We start from the raw sequence: 16,721 nt of genomic DNA, 5'->3' as shown, positions 1-16,721 counted from the left end.
TTTAGGGGGAATATAAGTGGTAGTTAAATTTCAAGAAGCTGTAAATGATTTTATGGAAAGGACTCATGAAAAACTGATTGAATTTCGAAGAACAATGCATCAGAATCCAGAATTAAGTAGTGAAGAATATAATACATCTGAAAAAATTTTCTCACTTCTAAAAGAAAAAGGACTAAAGCCAGAATTTATAGAAGAAAGAGGAATCGGTGTTACTGCTTTAATCGAAGGCAAAAATAAAGGGAAAACAATTGCATATAGAGCTGACATAGATGCACTACCGATTGAAGAAAAAACTGGGCTCGATTTTAAATCTAACGAAGCAGGAAAAATGCATGCTTGTGGCCACGATATCCATACAACTACTTTATTAGGAACAGCACTGGCGTTGAATGAATTTAAGGATCAACTAAACGGTAATGTACGTGTGATTTTTCAATCTGGAGAAGAAACTTTTTACGGTGCTAAAAAGGTTATAGAATCAGGTATTTTAAATGAACCTAAAGTGGAAAAAATCGTAATGTTTCATACATGGCCAGATCTACCAGCCGGAACAATAGGGTTGAAAAAAAATGAAATGATGGCTTCTAGCACTAGTTTTAATTTTAAGATTATGGGTAAAGGAGCACATGCAGCGCACCCACAAAAAGGTAATGATCCTGTAGTAATAGCCTCTAATCTCGTTTCAAACATGCAAAGTATAATTTCCAGAAGAATAGGAGCTCAGGAATCTGCAGTGGTTACTATTGGAAAACTTGAAGCAGGAAAGGCGTTTAATGTAATTCCAGAAACAGTATATGGCGAGGGAACAATTAGAACATTAGATTCAAATTTAGATAAATTTGTTCAAGAACGTTTGACTGACTTATTCGAATTTGGAACAAAAAGTTTTGATGCAAAAGGGGAAGTGAATTTTTCCCAAGCTACATACCCTGTTGTCAATGATCCTAATGTAATTGATATAGTCGAAAAATCTGCAGAAAAAGCAATAGGAATAGAAAATATTCATTGGTTAAAACAAGCTTCTATGGGAAGTGAGGACTTTTCATTATATTTACAAGAAATACCAGGAGCTTTAATTCGTTTAGGTACAAATAATGAGGATGAGAGGTCAAAGAGGGCACTTCACAGCAATGATATTCATTTTGATGAAAGCGCTATCCCTACGGGAATAAAAGTAATGACTAATGCTTTGATTGATTTATTAGAAAGGAATTAAGAAACAAAGGGGGAATTATTATGACTACTGAGGCAATCATAGCTTTAGTTATCTTCGTTACTGCAATAATATTATTAATTTGGCGGCCAATCAGTCCAATTGTAATAGGGGCAATGATACCAACTTCTTTAGCATTATTTGGGGTAATAGATGCTGATAGAGCATTTGCTGATTTTGCTAACAGCACCGTCATCTTTTTTATGAGTTTACTTGTTGTAGGGAGAGCTCTTTTTAAAACTGGTTTAGCTGATTTTATCGGAGAAAAAATCATTGGACTAACAGGTAAAACTGAACGTGGAACTCTTTTTGGAACCAGTATTGTATCCGGTGGGATGTCAGGATTTTTAAATGATACAGGTACAACTGCATCATTAATGTCTATCGTAAGTGCTGTCTCAGAAAAAGCTAATGTTTCTAAATCCAAACTACTCATGACACTAGCATATTTTGCTACTATTGGTGGATCATTAACTTTGATTGGAACAACGCCAAATATTGTATCTAGTGGTGTTTTAGCTGATTTTGGATATCGTAATTTTGGTTTCTTTGAGTTCACACCTATTGCGTTACCGGTGTTTATTGTAGCGTTATTATACATACTCACTATCGGTCGAAACCATTTGCCAGATATCGAATTAGAAAATGAATTCAAGGAGGAAAAAATTACAAAAAAACCATGTAAAATGATTTTAGTAGCTATAATATTTATCTCTATTATCATTGCAATGGGAACTGGGGTTATCCCTATGCACGTGGCAGCAGCTACTGGTGCTATATTAGTTGTTTTGACAAGATGTATTAACGTAGATGAAGCGGTAAACTCTTTCAGTGTAACAACTTTATTTTTAGTAGCAGGAATTTTTCCATTAAGTACTGCCCTCGTTGAAACAGGTGCAGCAGAGTTCATTGTTAACTCTCTTTCTCCTTATTTAACTAGCCTCTCGCCTGTGCTAATAATAACTGCAATTACGTTTATTATGTTGACACTAACACAATTTTTAATGAGTACTTCTACAGTTGCGATTATGGCACCGATGGGCATTCTAATTGGAGAGTCCGCTGGGATAGATCCTGCCGGTGTTGTCATAGCCATTGCAATTGCTGGTTCTACATCATTAGCTACTCCTTTCGGAACAGGTCCGACTCTTCTTATTTGGGAGGCTGGGGGTTATAAAGCAACAGATTATCTACGAGTAGGTGTTCCGTTATCAATCTTATCAGGAATAGTAATTTCGACATTAACTTCAATAATTTATCTATAGAAAGGATTATAAAATATGAAGCATTTTAAAGACGTGCTAAAAGATAAAAAATTCACTATATTGCCTGGAGTATACGATGCATTATCTTCTAAATTAGCTGAAGAAGCTGGTGCTAAAGCTATATTTATTTCAGGAGGCGCATTATCTATTACTAACCTCGCTAAACCAGATATGGGCTTCCTTACATTAGATGATTTTATGGATGCTATAAATAAAATTAAAAGAGTTGTGAAAGTACCAATTATTACAGACGTGGATAATGGGTTTGGAAATGCAATACATGCGGCTAACACCGCACAATCAGTCTTTAAAGCTGGTGCAGACGGATTACAAATTGATGATCAAGTACTGCCTCAAACTAAACCAACGACTTCAAAAGAAGCAATAGCAATGGATTTAGTTATCCCTAAAATTAAAGCTATGAGAGAGAATGTTGATGAGTCTTTCACTATAATTTTTAGAACTGTGGCTAATTATAATGGCGATGTTAAAGAAGCAGTAGACAGAGTGAATTTAGCTGGTGAAAATGGAGCAGATGTTGTTTACGTTGATGGATTATCAACATATGAAGAAGTTTTGTATGTTGCTGACAATGTTAAATATCCTTTACTGCTTAATATGAATGAAAAAGGGTTTCCAGCTACCTTAGAAATTACCGAAGTAAAGAAACTCGGTTTTAATATAGGGTTGTATCCAGTCTCAACAATGGCAATTACTGCAAATGCTACAAAAAGGTTGCTTGATACTCTTATGAAAGACGAAACAACTCTAAAATTAAGAGATGAAATGATGAATCCAGCAGATATTTATAATTTATTTGGTTTGCAATCTTCTGTTGAAAACGAATCCAAAAAATACGAGTAATATTTAATGCGAACCCTATAAATGGAGCAATCTATGGGTAAATGGTATAACAAAGACCATGAATTGACTTTAGCCGCGATGCACAAAGAGTGGGAAACCGCTTAATCATTTAACTTGAAATTTCCTAACCACTCAGGTTGGGGGATTCAGCGCCAGGAGGTTTAGCACATGATTATAGGAGTGCCAAAAGAAATAAAAGCAGGAGAAAACAGAGTCGGATTAACCCCAGCGGGGGTTCATGCCTTAGTGAACGAAGGTCACCAAGTGTTTGTAGAAAACAACGCTGGTGTCGGAAGCGGATTTACAGATGAGGAGTATAAAGAAGCCGGTGCAGATATTTTTAAAGATCAGAAAGATGTTTGGACCCAAACAGAGATGGTCGTGAAAGTAAAAGAACCGCAAGTATCGGAATTTCAATATTTTCGTCAAGACCTCATTTTATTCACTTACCTACACTTGGCTGCAGAATTTGAAGTGACAAAAGCCTTGGTGGAAAAAGGCGTCAATGCTTTAGCTTTTGAAACGGTGGAGGTAGACGGCAAGCTCCCTTTACTCACGCCGATGAGTGAGGTGGCCGGTCGCATGGCGGCACAACTTGGGGCACAATTCTTAGAAAACACATACGGAGGAAAAGGTGTTCTCTTAAGTGGCGTGCCTGGGGTCCCCCGCAGTAAAGTCACGATCATTGGCGGTGGAATTTCCGGTGTCAATGCAGCTAAAATTGCCATTGGTCTTGGGGCAAGCGTGACAATTATTGATGTAAACCCCGCTCGCCTTCGGAAGTTGGATGATCTATTCGGCAATGAGGTTCAAACGTTGATATCCAACCCTGTAAACATTGCAGAAGCGGTCAAGGACTCAGCTCTTGTCATTGGAGCAGTGCTTATCCCTGGCGCAAAAGCCCCTAAGCTGGTTACTGAGGAAATGATCAAAACGATGACCCCGGGTTCTGTCGTATTGGATGTAGCCATTGACCAAGGAGGTATTTTTGAGACGGGTGATCGGATCACCACGCATGAAGATCCTGTTTTTGTTAAGCACAATGTCGTTCACTACGCTGTCGCCAATATCCCTGGAGCTGTCCCGCGAACAGCAACGATAGCTTTAACGAATGTGACACTCCCTTATGTCACTCAGGTCGCTAACCTAGGGATTCAATCAGCCATTGAACAAAACAACGCTCTACAAAAAGGGTTAAACGTAGCCGCCGGCTATGTCACCCATAAAGCCGTAGCCGAGGAGCTAGGGTATACGTATGTAGCCCCAGACGAAGTATTTTTAGTGGAAAAAGCATAATTACGGGAGGAATGACCATGTCTACTAGCGAACTATTACCTAAAGTTCAATCATTTTTGGAACCGCCGAAGATGGCCGTCAATCTCCATATGAAGGATGTCGACGGTGTCCAAAAGTTCCAAAACAGATTCACCCGTGGGGCGAAAGCTTCTGCGTCCTCCTCCGCCAAGTTGGTTCAGGGGTTCGGAGGCCCCTTCCATGTTTTTGCGAATCAGGTATTCAAAGAGGCTGTACACCATGACACTGATCATCATCACACATGCAAAAGCTTCCACGCGTTTAGGTTTTGCCAGATAGACCCTGCCGACAAAAAAGGGATTTTTGAGGAAACGAAAGCGATTTTCCACCGTCTGTTGCCCTTTATAGGCCTTTAACAGCTCCACGTCTGCTTGATCATCTTTGGCGACACTGGTCACGAGAATAAAGATAGAGGCTTGCTTTCGAAGCACCTCGAGCTGTTCGGGTGTTTCTTGAAAAATGCGCCCAGCGCCTCTTCCGCGTCGGCTTCGCAGGAGAAGTCCTGACTTTCCAGCTCGGCTTGTTCCTTGTGCCAACGTCGCTGTTCCTTTTCCAAGTTGCTTTGGATGGTTTTTTCTTTTCGGGCATCCATATGGTCGGATTGGATCACCAGAAACCGGTAGGTTTTCCCGTTTTTTTCCATCAGCTGGCGGATCACTGGCGTTGATCCGATACGAACGGGTTGAATGTCGGGAAGATCTTCTGGTGTTAGGCTCAAAGGAATCACCTCATGGGTTGTCTTCCCTGAACCTTTGATAAAGGTAAGGCAAATTCCTGCCAAAAATTAAGAAACATACTCAAACGGGCGCGAAATGTGGGTTTTAAAACGACTGTTAAATTATTTATATTTATAGGGAATGGAAACGTTTCGTAAATCCGCCACTATAGGTATTCTAAGTTGTGCGAAGTATAGGAACCTATATTCCGTATTTTTGGAATGGTCAACAACTGGTCAACAGATCAGCGTTATTTATAATCACTCTAAAAAAAAACGCCCAATCCCTTGTGAGAATAGCGTTTAAGCTGGAGCTTCCTGCCGGACTCGAACCGGCGACCTCATCCTTACCATGGATGCGCTCTGCCTGCTGAGCTAAGGAAGCATGGCTCCGCAGGCCGGATTCGAACCAGCGACAGATCGATTAACAGTCGATTGCTCTACCCCTGAGCTACTGCGGAATAGGTAAGTATTGGGCACCACGTATTGTATATTATCACATTGCTTATTAGGTAGCAAGTGGTACAATCCGTTTCGATACAGTAGTATTGTTTCGGGTGAGGCTGGGTGATATACACGATGGCGGGGCAATGTTATCAAAATGTCAGTACATCCTGAATGCCACAACGGCGATTATGAGTGGTAAAATCAAGACAAAGGGACCGAGATTGCCTGCTTTTCCGTACCTGCCCTTAATGTCTTTCTACCTATACTACATCGACGGGGTGCTCGTTGACACGGGGCCGAGTAGACGTCGGAGAAGCCTTATTCCTTTTTTTCGTGCCTGGGATATTGACCGGGTCGCGATTACGCATTATCACGAAGACCATTCCGGCATGGCTTCATGGATCGGTCGACATATAACGGCGGATATTCTCGTGCATGAAAAACGATTCCCATCGCTGATGAAAAATCACACAGTCCATGGTATCAGGAACTTTTTGCCGGCCGTCGCCTTCCTTTTGGTGCTAAGCCGTATCCCCACGTGATCGAAACCTCCTATCATCGTTTTTACCTGATCGAGGCCCCTGGTCATACCGCAGATCATGTCTGTTTGTTTGAGCCGTATCAAGGCTGGTTGTTCAGCGGGGACCTGTATATAACACCTTATCCAAAAGTTTTTTTACAGGAAGAATCGATGTCTGCTCGCCCGAACGATCAAGAAGAAACTTTTCCCGGAAAAAGTGAAACTTGAACAACTGTCTTCGGGACCTTTTTACGTGCGAACATGATTTCCAATCATGATTTTGCAAAGAGTCGGAAAAGAGGAACTTTTATCGGCATAATGATATAATAATAAGAAACCGACTTTAAAATGATGAGGGGGGCGAAGATGGATCCGAAAAATTTGCTGGAAATGTTAAGTCAAACGGTCGAGCGCTATTCGGAAAAAGATGCCTTGATGTGGAAACAGGACGGCAGCTATGTGAGCATGACCTATCAGGCGTTGTGGGATAGAATCCGTAACCTGGCCGCCGGCCTCGCGAGGCTGGGGGTCAACCCGGGGGACAAAGTGGCGATTTTGTCGAACAGCAATCAGATGTGGGCGATTTCAGATTTTGCGATTGGCAGTTTGGGTGCCGTTAGTGTACCGGTTTATCCGACCATTCCTTACAATCAGGTGTCTTATGTGCTCAAGAACGGAGATTGTACGATTGCTATTGTCGAAAATGACGAACAGTTACAAAAAGTCCGAGATGGGGATGCTGAACTTCAGCATGCAATCGTAATGGAACCGGGTCCGGATTTTACCGCTACCGGCCATGTTTCTTCGTTGGCTTCACTGGAAAAAGATGGAGCAATCCATCCTTTAAATGACTGGGAAGAACGCTGGAAAGCGATTGCGGAAGACCAGCTGATGACGATCATTCATACGTCCGGAACGACCGGAGAGCCCAAAGGGGTGATGCTTAGTCACGAAAATTTCTTGAGTAATATGAAAGCGATTCAATTTTGGTTGATCGAACTGAAACCGGAAGATGTTCAACTCTCCTACCTTCCGCTGTCACATGTCTTCGAAAGGCTGGCCGGTCATTATATGCCTCTGTCTGTAGGGACGACGATCGCTTATGCCGAAAGTATCGATACGATTCAGGATAACATGCAGGAAGTGCAGCCGACGATCATGACGAGCGTCCCGCGACTTTTCGAAAAAGTGTACGCAAGAGTGGTGGAACAAGTAGAAGGCGGTTCTCCCGTGAAAAGGAAAATGTTCAATTGGGCGCTTGATGTGGGAGGGCAAAGGTATGATTACTATTTAAACACCCCTGTGCAGGAAATGCTGCTCAATAAGCAAATGCCGAAAAAATTGCAGCGCCATTTGCTGCTGGCTGACCGCCTCGTTTACCAAAAAATCAAGCAGCGACTCGGCGGCCGCATGCGCAGCATGGTCGTCGGTGGCGGGACATTGAACCCGGACATTGCCAGGTTTTTCTGGTCGCTGGACATTCCGATTCTGGAAGGGTATGGCCTCACGGAAACCTCTCCGGTGGTAACGACGAATCCGATAACGCGCGCCAAGGTGGGGACGACCGGCAAACCGCTTCCGAATGTCAAAGTGCGCATAGCCTCCGATGGGGAAGTGCTCGTCAAGGGTCCGAATGTGATGCAAGGGTATTATAAAAATCAGGAAGCGACCGACAAAGACATCGTTGACGGCTGGCTCCATACCGGCGATATCGGTTCCCTTGATGAAGAAGGGTATTTGAAGATCATCGATCGCAAAAAGCGTATGCTCGTGCTCTCCACCGGAAAAAATGTGGCTCCGGCGCCGGTGGAAAGTGTCATCAATGAAAGCAGTTATATTGAGTTTGCCGCCGTCGTCGGAGACGGGCGACAATATGTGATCGCCCTCGTGACGCCCGATATGGAAAACCTGCTGCCATGGGCGAAACAGCAGGGCATGGACGTCGGATCAAGGGCCGAATTATGCAAACGTGACGAGGTGCAACAATTATTAACGGATGAAGTGGCACGCCTTACCCAATCCCACGCCGATTATGAGCAACCGAAGAAAGTGGTCGTCGTCAAAGACGAGTGGACGGTAGACAGCGGGGAATTAACACCAAAACTGTCCCTGAAAATGAACCATATTCTCGAAAAATATAAAAGCGTGATCGAGGAGACTTATGATGAAACATCCGTCTCCGAAAGGGAAGTAGCCGCTGGCACGTGACGAAGACAGCTAAATTTTTTAGCAGGATAAGAAAGTATAAACCACTTTCTTATCCTGCATAAGTGCAACTAAGGCTTATCGCCTTAAAGGCTTGGCGATAAGCCAAGTTTTCTTTATAATGGACATCCGGTTATTATAATAGAAAGAGTTGAGACAATGACAGACGTACAGGATGTCGTGCTCATTCACGGTTTGTTTAATCGCCATCGTTGGAGTGAAGCTTTTTTGGAGGCGATGGCAGACATTTGGGGGTCTGAACATGTGTATATCATTTATACAAACGCGCCCAATGATGTGAATGAAAAAGTCTTTAATGGCAACGTCATTTATACGATCGGTCACAATAACATCACGGCGGGGACGAAGTCACTGGATGAGCAAGTACGAGAAGTCGAGAGAAAGATTCATATTTTCCAAAAAAGCTATGGTCTCGGAGAGACATTTAACATTATCGGTCACAGCATGGGAGGTATCGTCGCGCGTCAATATATCTACCATCAACCCGGTACCGTCGCGGACCTCGTCACTTTAGGCACGCCGCATCATGGCAGCCCGTTGGCCGATTACTTCGGGTGGTTCGGGTATATTATTAGATCGGGAAAAGCCTTTGCCGACAATACGCCTAAGAGGATGAGAACCTTTAATGAGCGTTATCCGGTGGCCGAAGCCCCGCTTTATAATGGCGGGAAAATATACACGGTTCGCGGCTATGCCGAAGGGAAAATTCGGAAAAATTGGGGATTGACAGGCGAAGTTTATCTTGGCTGGCTCATCTTGCGTTTAACCAAACGAACAGCGAGTGACGGCCTTGTACCGCATGATTCCGCGGTCATCAAAGGTGCTGAGCATTTGGCTGATTTTCCGAATTACGACCATCACGGGTTGGCCGTGCGTTCATCGGTCGCAAAGGAAGCATCTCTGAAAGTCTTTAACTATCGGCTCCGGACGACAAATGGTATAATCAGTCAAAAAGGATGATTATACCATGAAAATAACCCCATTAGGTGTTTGGGGCGCGTATCCAAACGCGAATGGCGCGACGTCGGCCTTTTTACTGGAAGAGCAAGGATTTCGCTGTCTGATCGATTGCGGAAGCGGCGTGTTGTCCGCGCTGCAAACCCATATCGCTCTCCATGAACTCGACGCGCTCGTGATCACCCATTATCATCCCGACCACATCGCGGATATCGGTGTGTTACAGCACGGCTTGATGATAGAAACGTTATTGAACAAGCGCGATCGACCGTTACAAGTATATGCCCATCCCCGGGGTGAGGAGCATTTTTCACAATTACAAAAGAACAAGTATATGAAAACAACCGCTGTTTCGCCGCAGCAAAATCAAACGATCGGTCCGTGGAACGTGAGCTTTCGTGAGACCGAACATCCTGTCTATTGTCTGGCGTTAAAATTTACGAGTGAAAATAACGAATCCATAGCCTTTACAGCGGATACGGCCTGGACGTCAAACCTGCTCCCTTTTATAAAAGGGAGTCGAATGCTCGTCAGCGAAGCGAGCACCTATCATAGCATGATTGAGCAGATCCCCGGCCACTTAAGCGGCCGACAAGCGGGGCAATTGGCTTATGAAACGGGGGTTGATCGCCTGTTATTAACACATTTTCCTCATTATGGAAACATTAACGATCTGGTGAGTGAAGCGAAAGAAGTATTTTCCGGTGAGACGGAACTCGCGGATCCTACGAAGTCTTATTTTATTAAATGAAATAAATCTGGAAAAGCGCCAGATTCTGAGTAAAAAGCGCCAGATTATCGTTCAAAAGCGCCAGATTCCCGCACGAAAGCGCCAGATTCCGAGCGCGAGCAACTTGTTTAAAATAAATGGAAAAAGGGTATTCCCTATTAAAGCTTGCAAGTAATGTAAGCGTATACAATCCGCTCATTACAATACAAGGGGGACATCAAAAAATGCATTACGCAAAACCGGGAACAGCTAACGCTATTGTGGACTTCGATTCGCACTATGACAATTTCATCGGCGGGGAGTGGGTCGCGCCTGCGGATGGCGAATATTTTGACAATGTCAGTCCGGTCGATGGACAAGTTTTCACGAAGATTGCCCGCTCCAAGGAAGCGGATGTCAGCCGGGCGCTGGATGCCGGCCATGAGGCGAAAGCTGCGTGGGCCGCGACTTCCGTAGCCGATCGCTCTCGTATTTTGAATAAAATTGCGGATCGTATGGAAGAGAATCTGGAAACGCTGGCCGTGGCGGAAACGTGGGATAATGGCAAGCCGGTGCGTGAAGCATTGGCGGCGGATATTCCCAACGCTATCGATCATTTTCGCTATTTTGCCAGTGTGATTCGCGCCCAGGAAGGTGGCGTTTCGCAAATCGATGAGGATACGGTAGCGTATCATTTCCACGAACCGCTCGGCGTAACGGGACAGATTATCCCCTGGAATTTTCCTCTCCTCATGATGTCCTGGAAAGTGGCGCCGGCGCTCGCAGCCGGAAACTGCACCGTTTTGAAACCGGCGGAACAAACCCCCGCCTCCATCAATATCTGGCTCGAGCTCGTGCATGACCTGCTTCCGCCTGGTGTGCTCAACGTCGTGCAAGGCTTCGGTCTGGAAGCCGGTAAGCCGCTCGCCCAGAGCGATAAGGTCGATAAAGTGGCCTTTACCGGCGAGACGACGACCGGGCGGATGATTATGCAATACGCATCCGAGAACATCATTCCGGTGACGCTTGAACTCGGCGGAAAATCCCCTAATATTTTCTTCGCCGATGTCATGGACAAGGATGATGGCTTTCTCGATAAAGCGATCGAAGGATTCGTCATGTTTGCCCTTAATAACGGTGAGGTCTGTACATGCCCGTCGCGCGCTCTTATCGATGAGTCCATCTATGATGAATTTATGGACCGTGCCTTGAAAAAAGTAAAAGAAATCAAAGGCGGCGATCCTCTCGACACGAATACGATGATCGGGGCGCAAGCGTCCGAAGAACAATTGGAAAAAATCATCTCCTATTTTGATATCGCCGAGCAAGAAGGCGCAGAAGTCGTCACCGGCGGCAACCGTAAAAAATATGAAGGCGAACAAGCCGAAGGCTATTACGTCGAGCCGACGATTTTCAAAGGGAACAACAAAATGCGCGTCTTCCAGGAAGAAATTTTCGGTCCCGTCGTCTCCGTGACAACGTTCAAGGACAACGATGAAGCTCTGGAAATCGCCAACGACACGTTGTACGGCCTCGGTGCGGGCGTCTGGTCCCGCAACATTAATACAGCCTATCGGTTCGGCCGCGCGATTCAAGCCGGACGCGTCTGGACAAATTGCTTCCACGAGTATCCGGCGCACGCAGCCTTCGGCGGCTATAAAAAATCCGGGATCGGGCGCGAAAACCATCTCATGATGCTCGATCATTATCAACAGACGAAGAACTTGCTCGTCAGCTATAGCGAAGAGCCGCAAGGATTATTTTAAAGAAGGAGGAATCTCCATGGTGGATAGAGTCCGCGCTACCGATGAGACGATCAACCTCATCCAGAAGCTCGAAAAGAAGCACGGACCGCTCCTTTTTCACCAATCAGGCGGATGCTGTGACGGCAGTTCCCCGATGTGTTTTCCGAAAGATGAATTCAGGGTCGGCAAAAGCGATATTTACCTCGGCGATATCGGCGGCGCGCCTTTCTATATCGCGAAAGATCAGTATGAGTATTGGAAACACACCCAGCTTATTATCGATGTCGTGAAAGGCCGCGGCGGAATGTTTTCCGTCGAAGGACCGGAAGGCGTGCGCTTTCTGCTCCGAAGCCGTGTCTTTACGGAAGAGGAACGCGAGGAACTGCAACTGTCAGCGACGTAAAATCTATGCCGCCCGGGAGCAGACTCCCGGGTGTTTTCGCGGATAAGAAAGGAAGGACATAAATGCAGCCAGATCTGGGAATTGAAACCTTACGCTTAAATTTACCTTTTCGCTTAAATCATGTGAATGTGTTTTACGCTGAAGGGGAGAACGGTTGGACGATCATTGACGCGGGGTTACATAATGAAGAAACGGTCGCGGCGTGGGATCCGATTTTAAAAAATAAACACGTCGATCACATTTTCGTCACCCATTATCATCCCGACCATTATGGCTACGCCGGCGCCATGCAGGAACGCACCGGCGCCCGTGTTCATATGACGGAGACGGATGCGAAAGCAGGCGCGCATGCCTGGACGAAAGAATTTTTGCAAGACATGCGTGCCTACTACGATTATGCGGGTATTCCCGATGAGGTCGCTGACGACATGCGCGCGAACACGGAATCCTTTATTCCGCGGGTGAAGCCGCTGCCCAGAATCGACCACTATTTCCAGGAAGGGGAAAAAGTGCAGATCGGCAAATTGGAATATGAAATTATATTCACCCCTGGACATTCCGACGGTCTGATTGTCTTTTTTAATCAGGAAAATAGCGTCCTGCTCGCGACGGATCATTTGTTGCCGAAAATTACGCCCAACATTTCCTATTGGTTTCACGGCGATGAAAATCCTTTGAAAACTTATCTTCAGTCACTGGAAAAAATCGAATACCTGGATGCCCATTACGTCATCCCTTCCCACGGCAAGCCGTTCGAAGGCGCCAATGGCAGGATAAAAGAAATCCGCGATCATCATACGGAACGTCTGGAGACATTACATGGCTATTTAGACGAGCCGGCTACGGTTTATGAGATCTGCCAGAAGCTTTTTCCGAAGGTGCTGACGGTTCATGAAACGAGGTTCGCCATCGGAGAGACGCTCGCGCACCTGGAATATCTCCGTTATGAAGGGAATTGCAAGCGCGAGGCTGGTGGAGGGGTTTGGTATTATTCTTTGTAATGGGAAAGCCCCCGGCGCACAGTGTCCAGGGGCTTCTTTTTTTTAAAAGAAACTAAAGACGCCCAGGATTTCCCATTCATCATCGATTTCAGCTACCAGCGTGTCGTCAATCCCGGGAAAATCGAAATCTTGTTCATGATACATGACCTCTACTCGAACACGATAAATGTCCGTATCATCGTCCAATTCATCGCGAATATCCTGAATGTCATTAAAGTCATCATGTAACGCCTCGTCATCAAACACTTCAGTGGTGGCAATCGTATAATCAAAATCGATGTCTTCTTGCGCGTAAATCTCTACATATGTATTCTCATCCATTTGCATGTCGTCCAATAGATCAGCGCTCCAATAGTCGACAGCTTCCTCAAATTCCTGATCATGAAGGTGCGCGTAATATTATGGTTTTTATAAGGAAGATGTGATTGAATGGAGAGGGGTGATGCGACATGTTTGGTATTGAAGACGCGAGAAAAGAAGTGCTCGCAGGCGTTGAAGACCTGACCGATGAACAATTGAATCGTGAGGTTGAAGAAGGACGGTGGACGATCGCGCAAGTGCTGGAGCATCTTTTTTTAATTGAAAAAGAAATGACGCGTACGATAGAGAAGGAATTGGCGAAGGAAGACAACGAGCCCGCGCGGAAAAAGAAACCGATTGAATTAACGCTTGAACGCTCGGGAGCGGAAAGGGAAGCACCGGAGCCGTTTCAACCGACGAGTGAATTTATGACACTTGCGGAGATTAAAGAAAGGCTCGACCACTCACGAGCGACATTAATGAAGGCGTTGCACGTCGTTGAAGATGATGCGATCTTATCGCAAAAGTCAGCCAAGCACCCAGCGTTCGGAACGATGGATTTGGAGCAATGGATCGAATTCATCGGACTGCACGAGCGCCGTCATCTTAAGCAAATTGAGGAGTTGAAGGCGGGGCTTTAAGCAAAAGCGCCAGAATATTGCTGGAAAGCGCCAGAATATCGTTGGAATCCGCCAGATTCCGAGCGAAAAGCGCCAGAATATCGTTGGAATCCGCCAGATTCCAGGCGAAAAGCGCCAGATCCAGCGCCGGGGCAGGTCATAGATTTCACTTGACCCGGCGCGTATTTCCTGTCATAGTTTAAATACAATCATTTTTTGAAAGGACTGAAGATTTGAACTCTACACCTCGCACGTTCCCCGCTAAAATCCGCCAACTGGAAGCGTTGGAATCACGTCTTCCTGTCGCGCATGAAATTTATCCGGCCATCATATCCGAAGTCAAACGCGCCCGCGCCGGCTGGCGTGGTGAAGTATCAATGGATTATTATTACCGGCAGCTGGACTTGCCACGACAGCATTATTTTGTGCATCAATTGCGCCTCGCCCGCAATAGGGATTTTTTTCAAATGGATACTTTGCTTCTTACCGCATATTTTTTCCTCATTCTTGAGATCAAAAATCTCACCGGGACCCTCACATTCGATCATGAGCATCAACAGCTGCTTCGCGAGCAAGAAGTGTTCGCCGATCCGGTTTTGCAGGTGCAGCAACAGGCCGCATCGCTCAAAGTCTGGCTGCAGCGGCATTTCGGCTCGAGCCCGCCGATTTACGCGTATGCCGTCATGACGAACGAAAACAGCATTTTGAAGAACGCCACCCCGCACCCTCTGCATCGCCAAATCATCCGCCCTCCCGCTTTGCGTCAAATTCTCCAGGATCTTTTTGAAAAAGAAAGATATCATGCGCTAAATGCCGAGGTGAACACCTACGTATCAACATTGCGAACAGCCCATCGTCCCCTGAAATACCGCGCTATGGAAAAATATGGACTCGATCGCGCCGATTTGAAAAACGGCGTGTTCTGCCCGTCGTGCCCCGGTATGATGAAGTGGTGGTACGGGACATGGGTTTGCCCGCGCTGCGAAAACAAAAGCCGAGATGCTCATCGTAAGGCTTTGGACGATTATGCGCTTCTCATCTCGCCACATATATCGACCGGCGAATGCCAAAATTATCTCGGTCTCCCCTCGATTAACAGTGCCCAACGCCTACTTAAAAAAATGAACCTCCCGCACAGCGGAGGAACAAAATCACGGAAATATCATTTGTCGTAAGCGCCAGAATATCGGTCAATAGCGCCAGAATATTACCGGAAACCGCCACATCCCGCTGCAAAACCGCCAGAATATTACCGGAAACCGCCACATCCCGCTACAAAACCGCCACATCGCGCACCCGGCGAGCCCCTATGACAGCACCACTGCCCCGTACACGAGCGCGCCGGCGATCACGATCGCGGGGTGCACCTTGAATTTTTCCAAAAGCAACAAACTCGTGCCGACGAGAACAACCGTGTGCACCACGCCGGAATCGTCCCACGACATGAAGAAAAACTGGAACGCCAGCACGCCGAGCAACACGGCGATGGGCGCGCGGATGAATGAGGTCATTTGCTGCACGCGCGGGTGATCCTTATACTTGAGCAAAAGTTTCATCAATAAAAGCATCGCGGCAAGGCTGGGCGCGACGGTGGCGAAGATCGCGACGAGCGCGCCCGGCACGCCCGCGACTTCAAAGCCGATGAAGCCGGCCATTTTCGTGGCGATCGGTCCGGGGAGCGCGTTGCCGAGGGCGAGCACTTCTCCGAATTCCTGCGTGCCCATCCAGCCGTAGCGGTTGACGACTTCGTGTTCGATCAGGGGAATCGACGCGGGGCCGCCGCCGTATCCGACGATGCCGGGGATAAAAAATGCGACGAATAAATGCCAATACACCATGATCGAACTATCCTTTCTGCTGCGCCTGTTCCCGTTCCTGTTCGGGGCGCCGACTAAAAGCAATGACCATCAACACGACGATCAATATCGCCGGGTGAATATTCAGCAACTCGAGCACGACCAGACTCACAAGAGTAAGCAAAAAAGTACCCCAGAAACCGACTTTTTGCCGGGATTGTTTTAAAAAATTGTACGTCATCACGATGAGCAAGACGCCAACGACCGGGGCGATCGCCTCCGTCATGCCCTGCACGGCGGGAACGTCCTGAAAAGAAACGAGCGTTCCCACCAAAAGAATCGTCAGAATCGCCGTTGGAAAAACGGCCGCGACCAAGGCGTTGATCATCCCGATCAGCCCGCCGACATGATGGCCGATATACCCGCTGAGCTTCGTGACGATCGGGCCGGGGAGTGTGTTCGCCAAAGCGACAACATCGCTGAATTCATCGTCTTCCATCCATTTATAAGTGCCGACCACTTCCTTATGGATGAGCGGAATTGTCGCAGGGCCGCCGCCATATCCGAGCAGATTGGCCCGTAACATAGCGACGAAAATATGCCATTGTTTACGAAAATCCATGGCT

At 46.3% G+C, this 16,721-nt stretch carries 17 protein-coding genes, 2 tRNA genes and 1 pseudogene; 14 read left to right on the top strand and 6 right to left on the bottom strand.

Features of this window, described 5'->3' with window-relative positions; translation table 11 throughout:
* Nucleotides 1-16 precede the first annotated feature (16 nt).
* The 4 genes from BLS58_RS02745 (at nucleotide 17) to ald (ending at nucleotide 4,638) form a co-directional block, all read left to right on the top strand.
* Complete coding sequence (locus BLS58_RS02745; RefSeq protein ID WP_090396037.1) at nucleotides 17-1,216, top strand: M20 metallopeptidase family protein; 1,200 nt, start codon at nucleotides 17-19, stop codon at nucleotides 1,214-1,216.
* A 20-nt stretch (nucleotides 1,217-1,236) separates the two neighbouring features.
* The gene (locus BLS58_RS02740; protein WP_090396036.1) at nucleotides 1,237-2,478 is read left to right on the top strand and encodes an SLC13 family permease; all 1,242 of its coding nucleotides are present in this window, start codon (nucleotides 1,237-1,239) and stop codon (nucleotides 2,476-2,478) included.
* Nucleotides 2,479-2,493: 15 nt separating this feature from the next.
* Entirely contained in the window at nucleotides 2,494-3,342 is an 849-nt protein-coding gene (locus BLS58_RS02735) for an isocitrate lyase/PEP mutase family protein (protein ID WP_090396035.1), read from the top strand.
* 168 nt (nucleotides 3,343-3,510) lie between these two features.
* Nucleotides 3,511-4,638 carry an alanine dehydrogenase gene (ald, locus tag BLS58_RS02730; RefSeq protein ID WP_090396034.1) on the top strand — a complete coding sequence of 376 codons (1,128 nt, stop codon included), beginning with the start codon at nucleotides 3,511-3,513 and terminating at the stop codon, nucleotides 4,636-4,638.
* A 59-nt stretch (nucleotides 4,639-4,697) separates the two neighbouring features.
* Here ald and BLS58_RS17170 read toward each other — a convergent pair.
* The 3 genes and pseudogenes from BLS58_RS17170 to BLS58_RS02710 form a co-directional block, all read right to left on the bottom strand.
* Nucleotides 4,698-5,290: pseudogene (locus tag BLS58_RS17170) on the bottom strand (IS1634 family transposase); the annotation flags it as partial.
* 390 nt (nucleotides 5,291-5,680) lie between these two features.
* Nucleotides 5,681-5,756: transfer RNA gene (locus tag BLS58_RS02715), tRNA-Thr, on the bottom strand.
* 1 nt (nucleotide 5,757) lies between these two features.
* A tRNA-Asn gene (locus BLS58_RS02710) sits at nucleotides 5,758-5,832 on the bottom strand.
* A gap of 129 nt (nucleotides 5,833-5,961) precedes the next feature.
* Here BLS58_RS02710 and BLS58_RS02705 point away from each other — a divergent pair.
* The 8 genes from BLS58_RS02705 to BLS58_RS02670 all read left to right on the top strand — a co-directional run bounded on the left by BLS58_RS02705 (nucleotide 5,962) and on the right by BLS58_RS02670 (nucleotide 13,379).
* Nucleotides 5,962-6,360, top strand: coding sequence for an MBL fold metallo-hydrolase (locus BLS58_RS02705; RefSeq protein ID WP_090396031.1), 399 nt, complete (start codon nucleotides 5,962-5,964; stop codon nucleotides 6,358-6,360).
* Nucleotides 6,357-6,566 carry an MBL fold metallo-hydrolase gene (locus BLS58_RS18305; protein ID WP_090396030.1) on the top strand — a complete coding sequence of 70 codons (210 nt, stop codon included), beginning with the start codon at nucleotides 6,357-6,359 and terminating at the stop codon, nucleotides 6,564-6,566. Before BLS58_RS02705 ends, BLS58_RS18305 begins: the two co-directional genes overlap by 4 nt.
* A 138-nt stretch (nucleotides 6,567-6,704) precedes the next feature.
* Nucleotides 6,705-8,546 (top strand): AMP-dependent synthetase/ligase, encoded by a 1,842-nt coding sequence (locus BLS58_RS02695; protein WP_090396029.1) that lies wholly within the window; start codon nucleotides 6,705-6,707, stop codon nucleotides 8,544-8,546.
* A 156-nt stretch (nucleotides 8,547-8,702) separates the two neighbouring features.
* Nucleotides 8,703-9,524, top strand: coding sequence for an esterase/lipase family protein (locus BLS58_RS02690; RefSeq protein ID WP_143018855.1), 822 nt, complete (start codon nucleotides 8,703-8,705; stop codon nucleotides 9,522-9,524).
* 7 nt (nucleotides 9,525-9,531) lie between these two features.
* Nucleotides 9,532-10,272, top strand: coding sequence for an MBL fold metallo-hydrolase (locus tag BLS58_RS02685; RefSeq protein ID WP_090396028.1), 741 nt, complete (start codon nucleotides 9,532-9,534; stop codon nucleotides 10,270-10,272).
* A gap of 203 nt (nucleotides 10,273-10,475) precedes the next feature.
* A complete protein-coding gene (gene exaC, locus BLS58_RS02680) occupies nucleotides 10,476-11,996 on the top strand; it encodes an acetaldehyde dehydrogenase ExaC (RefSeq protein WP_090396027.1) in 1,521 nt (506 codons plus the stop codon).
* Between the two features lie 16 nt (nucleotides 11,997-12,012).
* Nucleotides 12,013-12,378 carry a DUF779 domain-containing protein gene (locus BLS58_RS02675; protein WP_090396026.1) on the top strand — a complete coding sequence of 122 codons (366 nt, stop codon included), beginning with the start codon at nucleotides 12,013-12,015 and terminating at the stop codon, nucleotides 12,376-12,378.
* Nucleotides 12,379-12,440: 62 nt separating this feature from the next.
* Nucleotides 12,441-13,379 (top strand): MBL fold metallo-hydrolase, encoded by a 939-nt coding sequence (locus BLS58_RS02670; RefSeq protein ID WP_090396025.1) that lies wholly within the window; start codon nucleotides 12,441-12,443, stop codon nucleotides 13,377-13,379.
* Between the two features lie 42 nt (nucleotides 13,380-13,421).
* On the opposite strand, the gene BLS58_RS02665 is transcribed toward BLS58_RS02670, so the two are convergent.
* Nucleotides 13,422-13,715 carry a hypothetical protein gene (locus BLS58_RS02665; RefSeq protein WP_090396024.1) on the bottom strand — a complete coding sequence of 98 codons (294 nt, stop codon included), beginning with the start codon at nucleotides 13,713-13,715 and terminating at the stop codon, nucleotides 13,422-13,424.
* Between the two features lie 113 nt (nucleotides 13,716-13,828).
* On the opposite strand from BLS58_RS02665, the gene BLS58_RS02660 reads away from it, so the two are divergent.
* Both BLS58_RS02660 and BLS58_RS02655 read left to right on the top strand, forming a co-directional pair.
* Nucleotides 13,829-14,320, top strand: coding sequence for a DinB family protein (locus tag BLS58_RS02660; protein WP_090396023.1), 492 nt, complete (start codon nucleotides 13,829-13,831; stop codon nucleotides 14,318-14,320).
* A gap of 212 nt (nucleotides 14,321-14,532) precedes the next feature.
* Nucleotides 14,533-15,474 carry a nuclease-related domain-containing protein gene (locus tag BLS58_RS02655; RefSeq protein ID WP_090396022.1) on the top strand — a complete coding sequence of 314 codons (942 nt, stop codon included), beginning with the start codon at nucleotides 14,533-14,535 and terminating at the stop codon, nucleotides 15,472-15,474.
* Between the two features lie 132 nt (nucleotides 15,475-15,606).
* Here BLS58_RS02655 and BLS58_RS02650 read toward each other — a convergent pair whose 3' ends face one another.
* Complete coding sequence (locus BLS58_RS02650; RefSeq protein ID WP_090396021.1) at nucleotides 15,607-16,137, bottom strand: chromate transporter; 531 nt, start codon at nucleotides 16,135-16,137, stop codon at nucleotides 15,607-15,609.
* A gap of 7 nt (nucleotides 16,138-16,144) precedes the next feature.
* Nucleotides 16,145-16,717, bottom strand: coding sequence for a chromate transporter (locus tag BLS58_RS02645; protein ID WP_090396020.1), 573 nt, complete (start codon nucleotides 16,715-16,717; stop codon nucleotides 16,145-16,147).
* Nucleotides 16,718-16,721 lie beyond the last annotated feature (4 nt).

This window comes from Natribacillus halophilus, assembly GCF_900100185.1.
In the GTDB taxonomy this organism is placed as follows: Bacteria; Bacillota; Bacilli; order Bacillales; family Marinococcaceae; genus Natribacillus; species Natribacillus halophilus.
The sequence above is the reverse complement of the archived record's forward strand: the minus strand, read 5'-3'. Positions and strand labels throughout refer to the sequence as shown.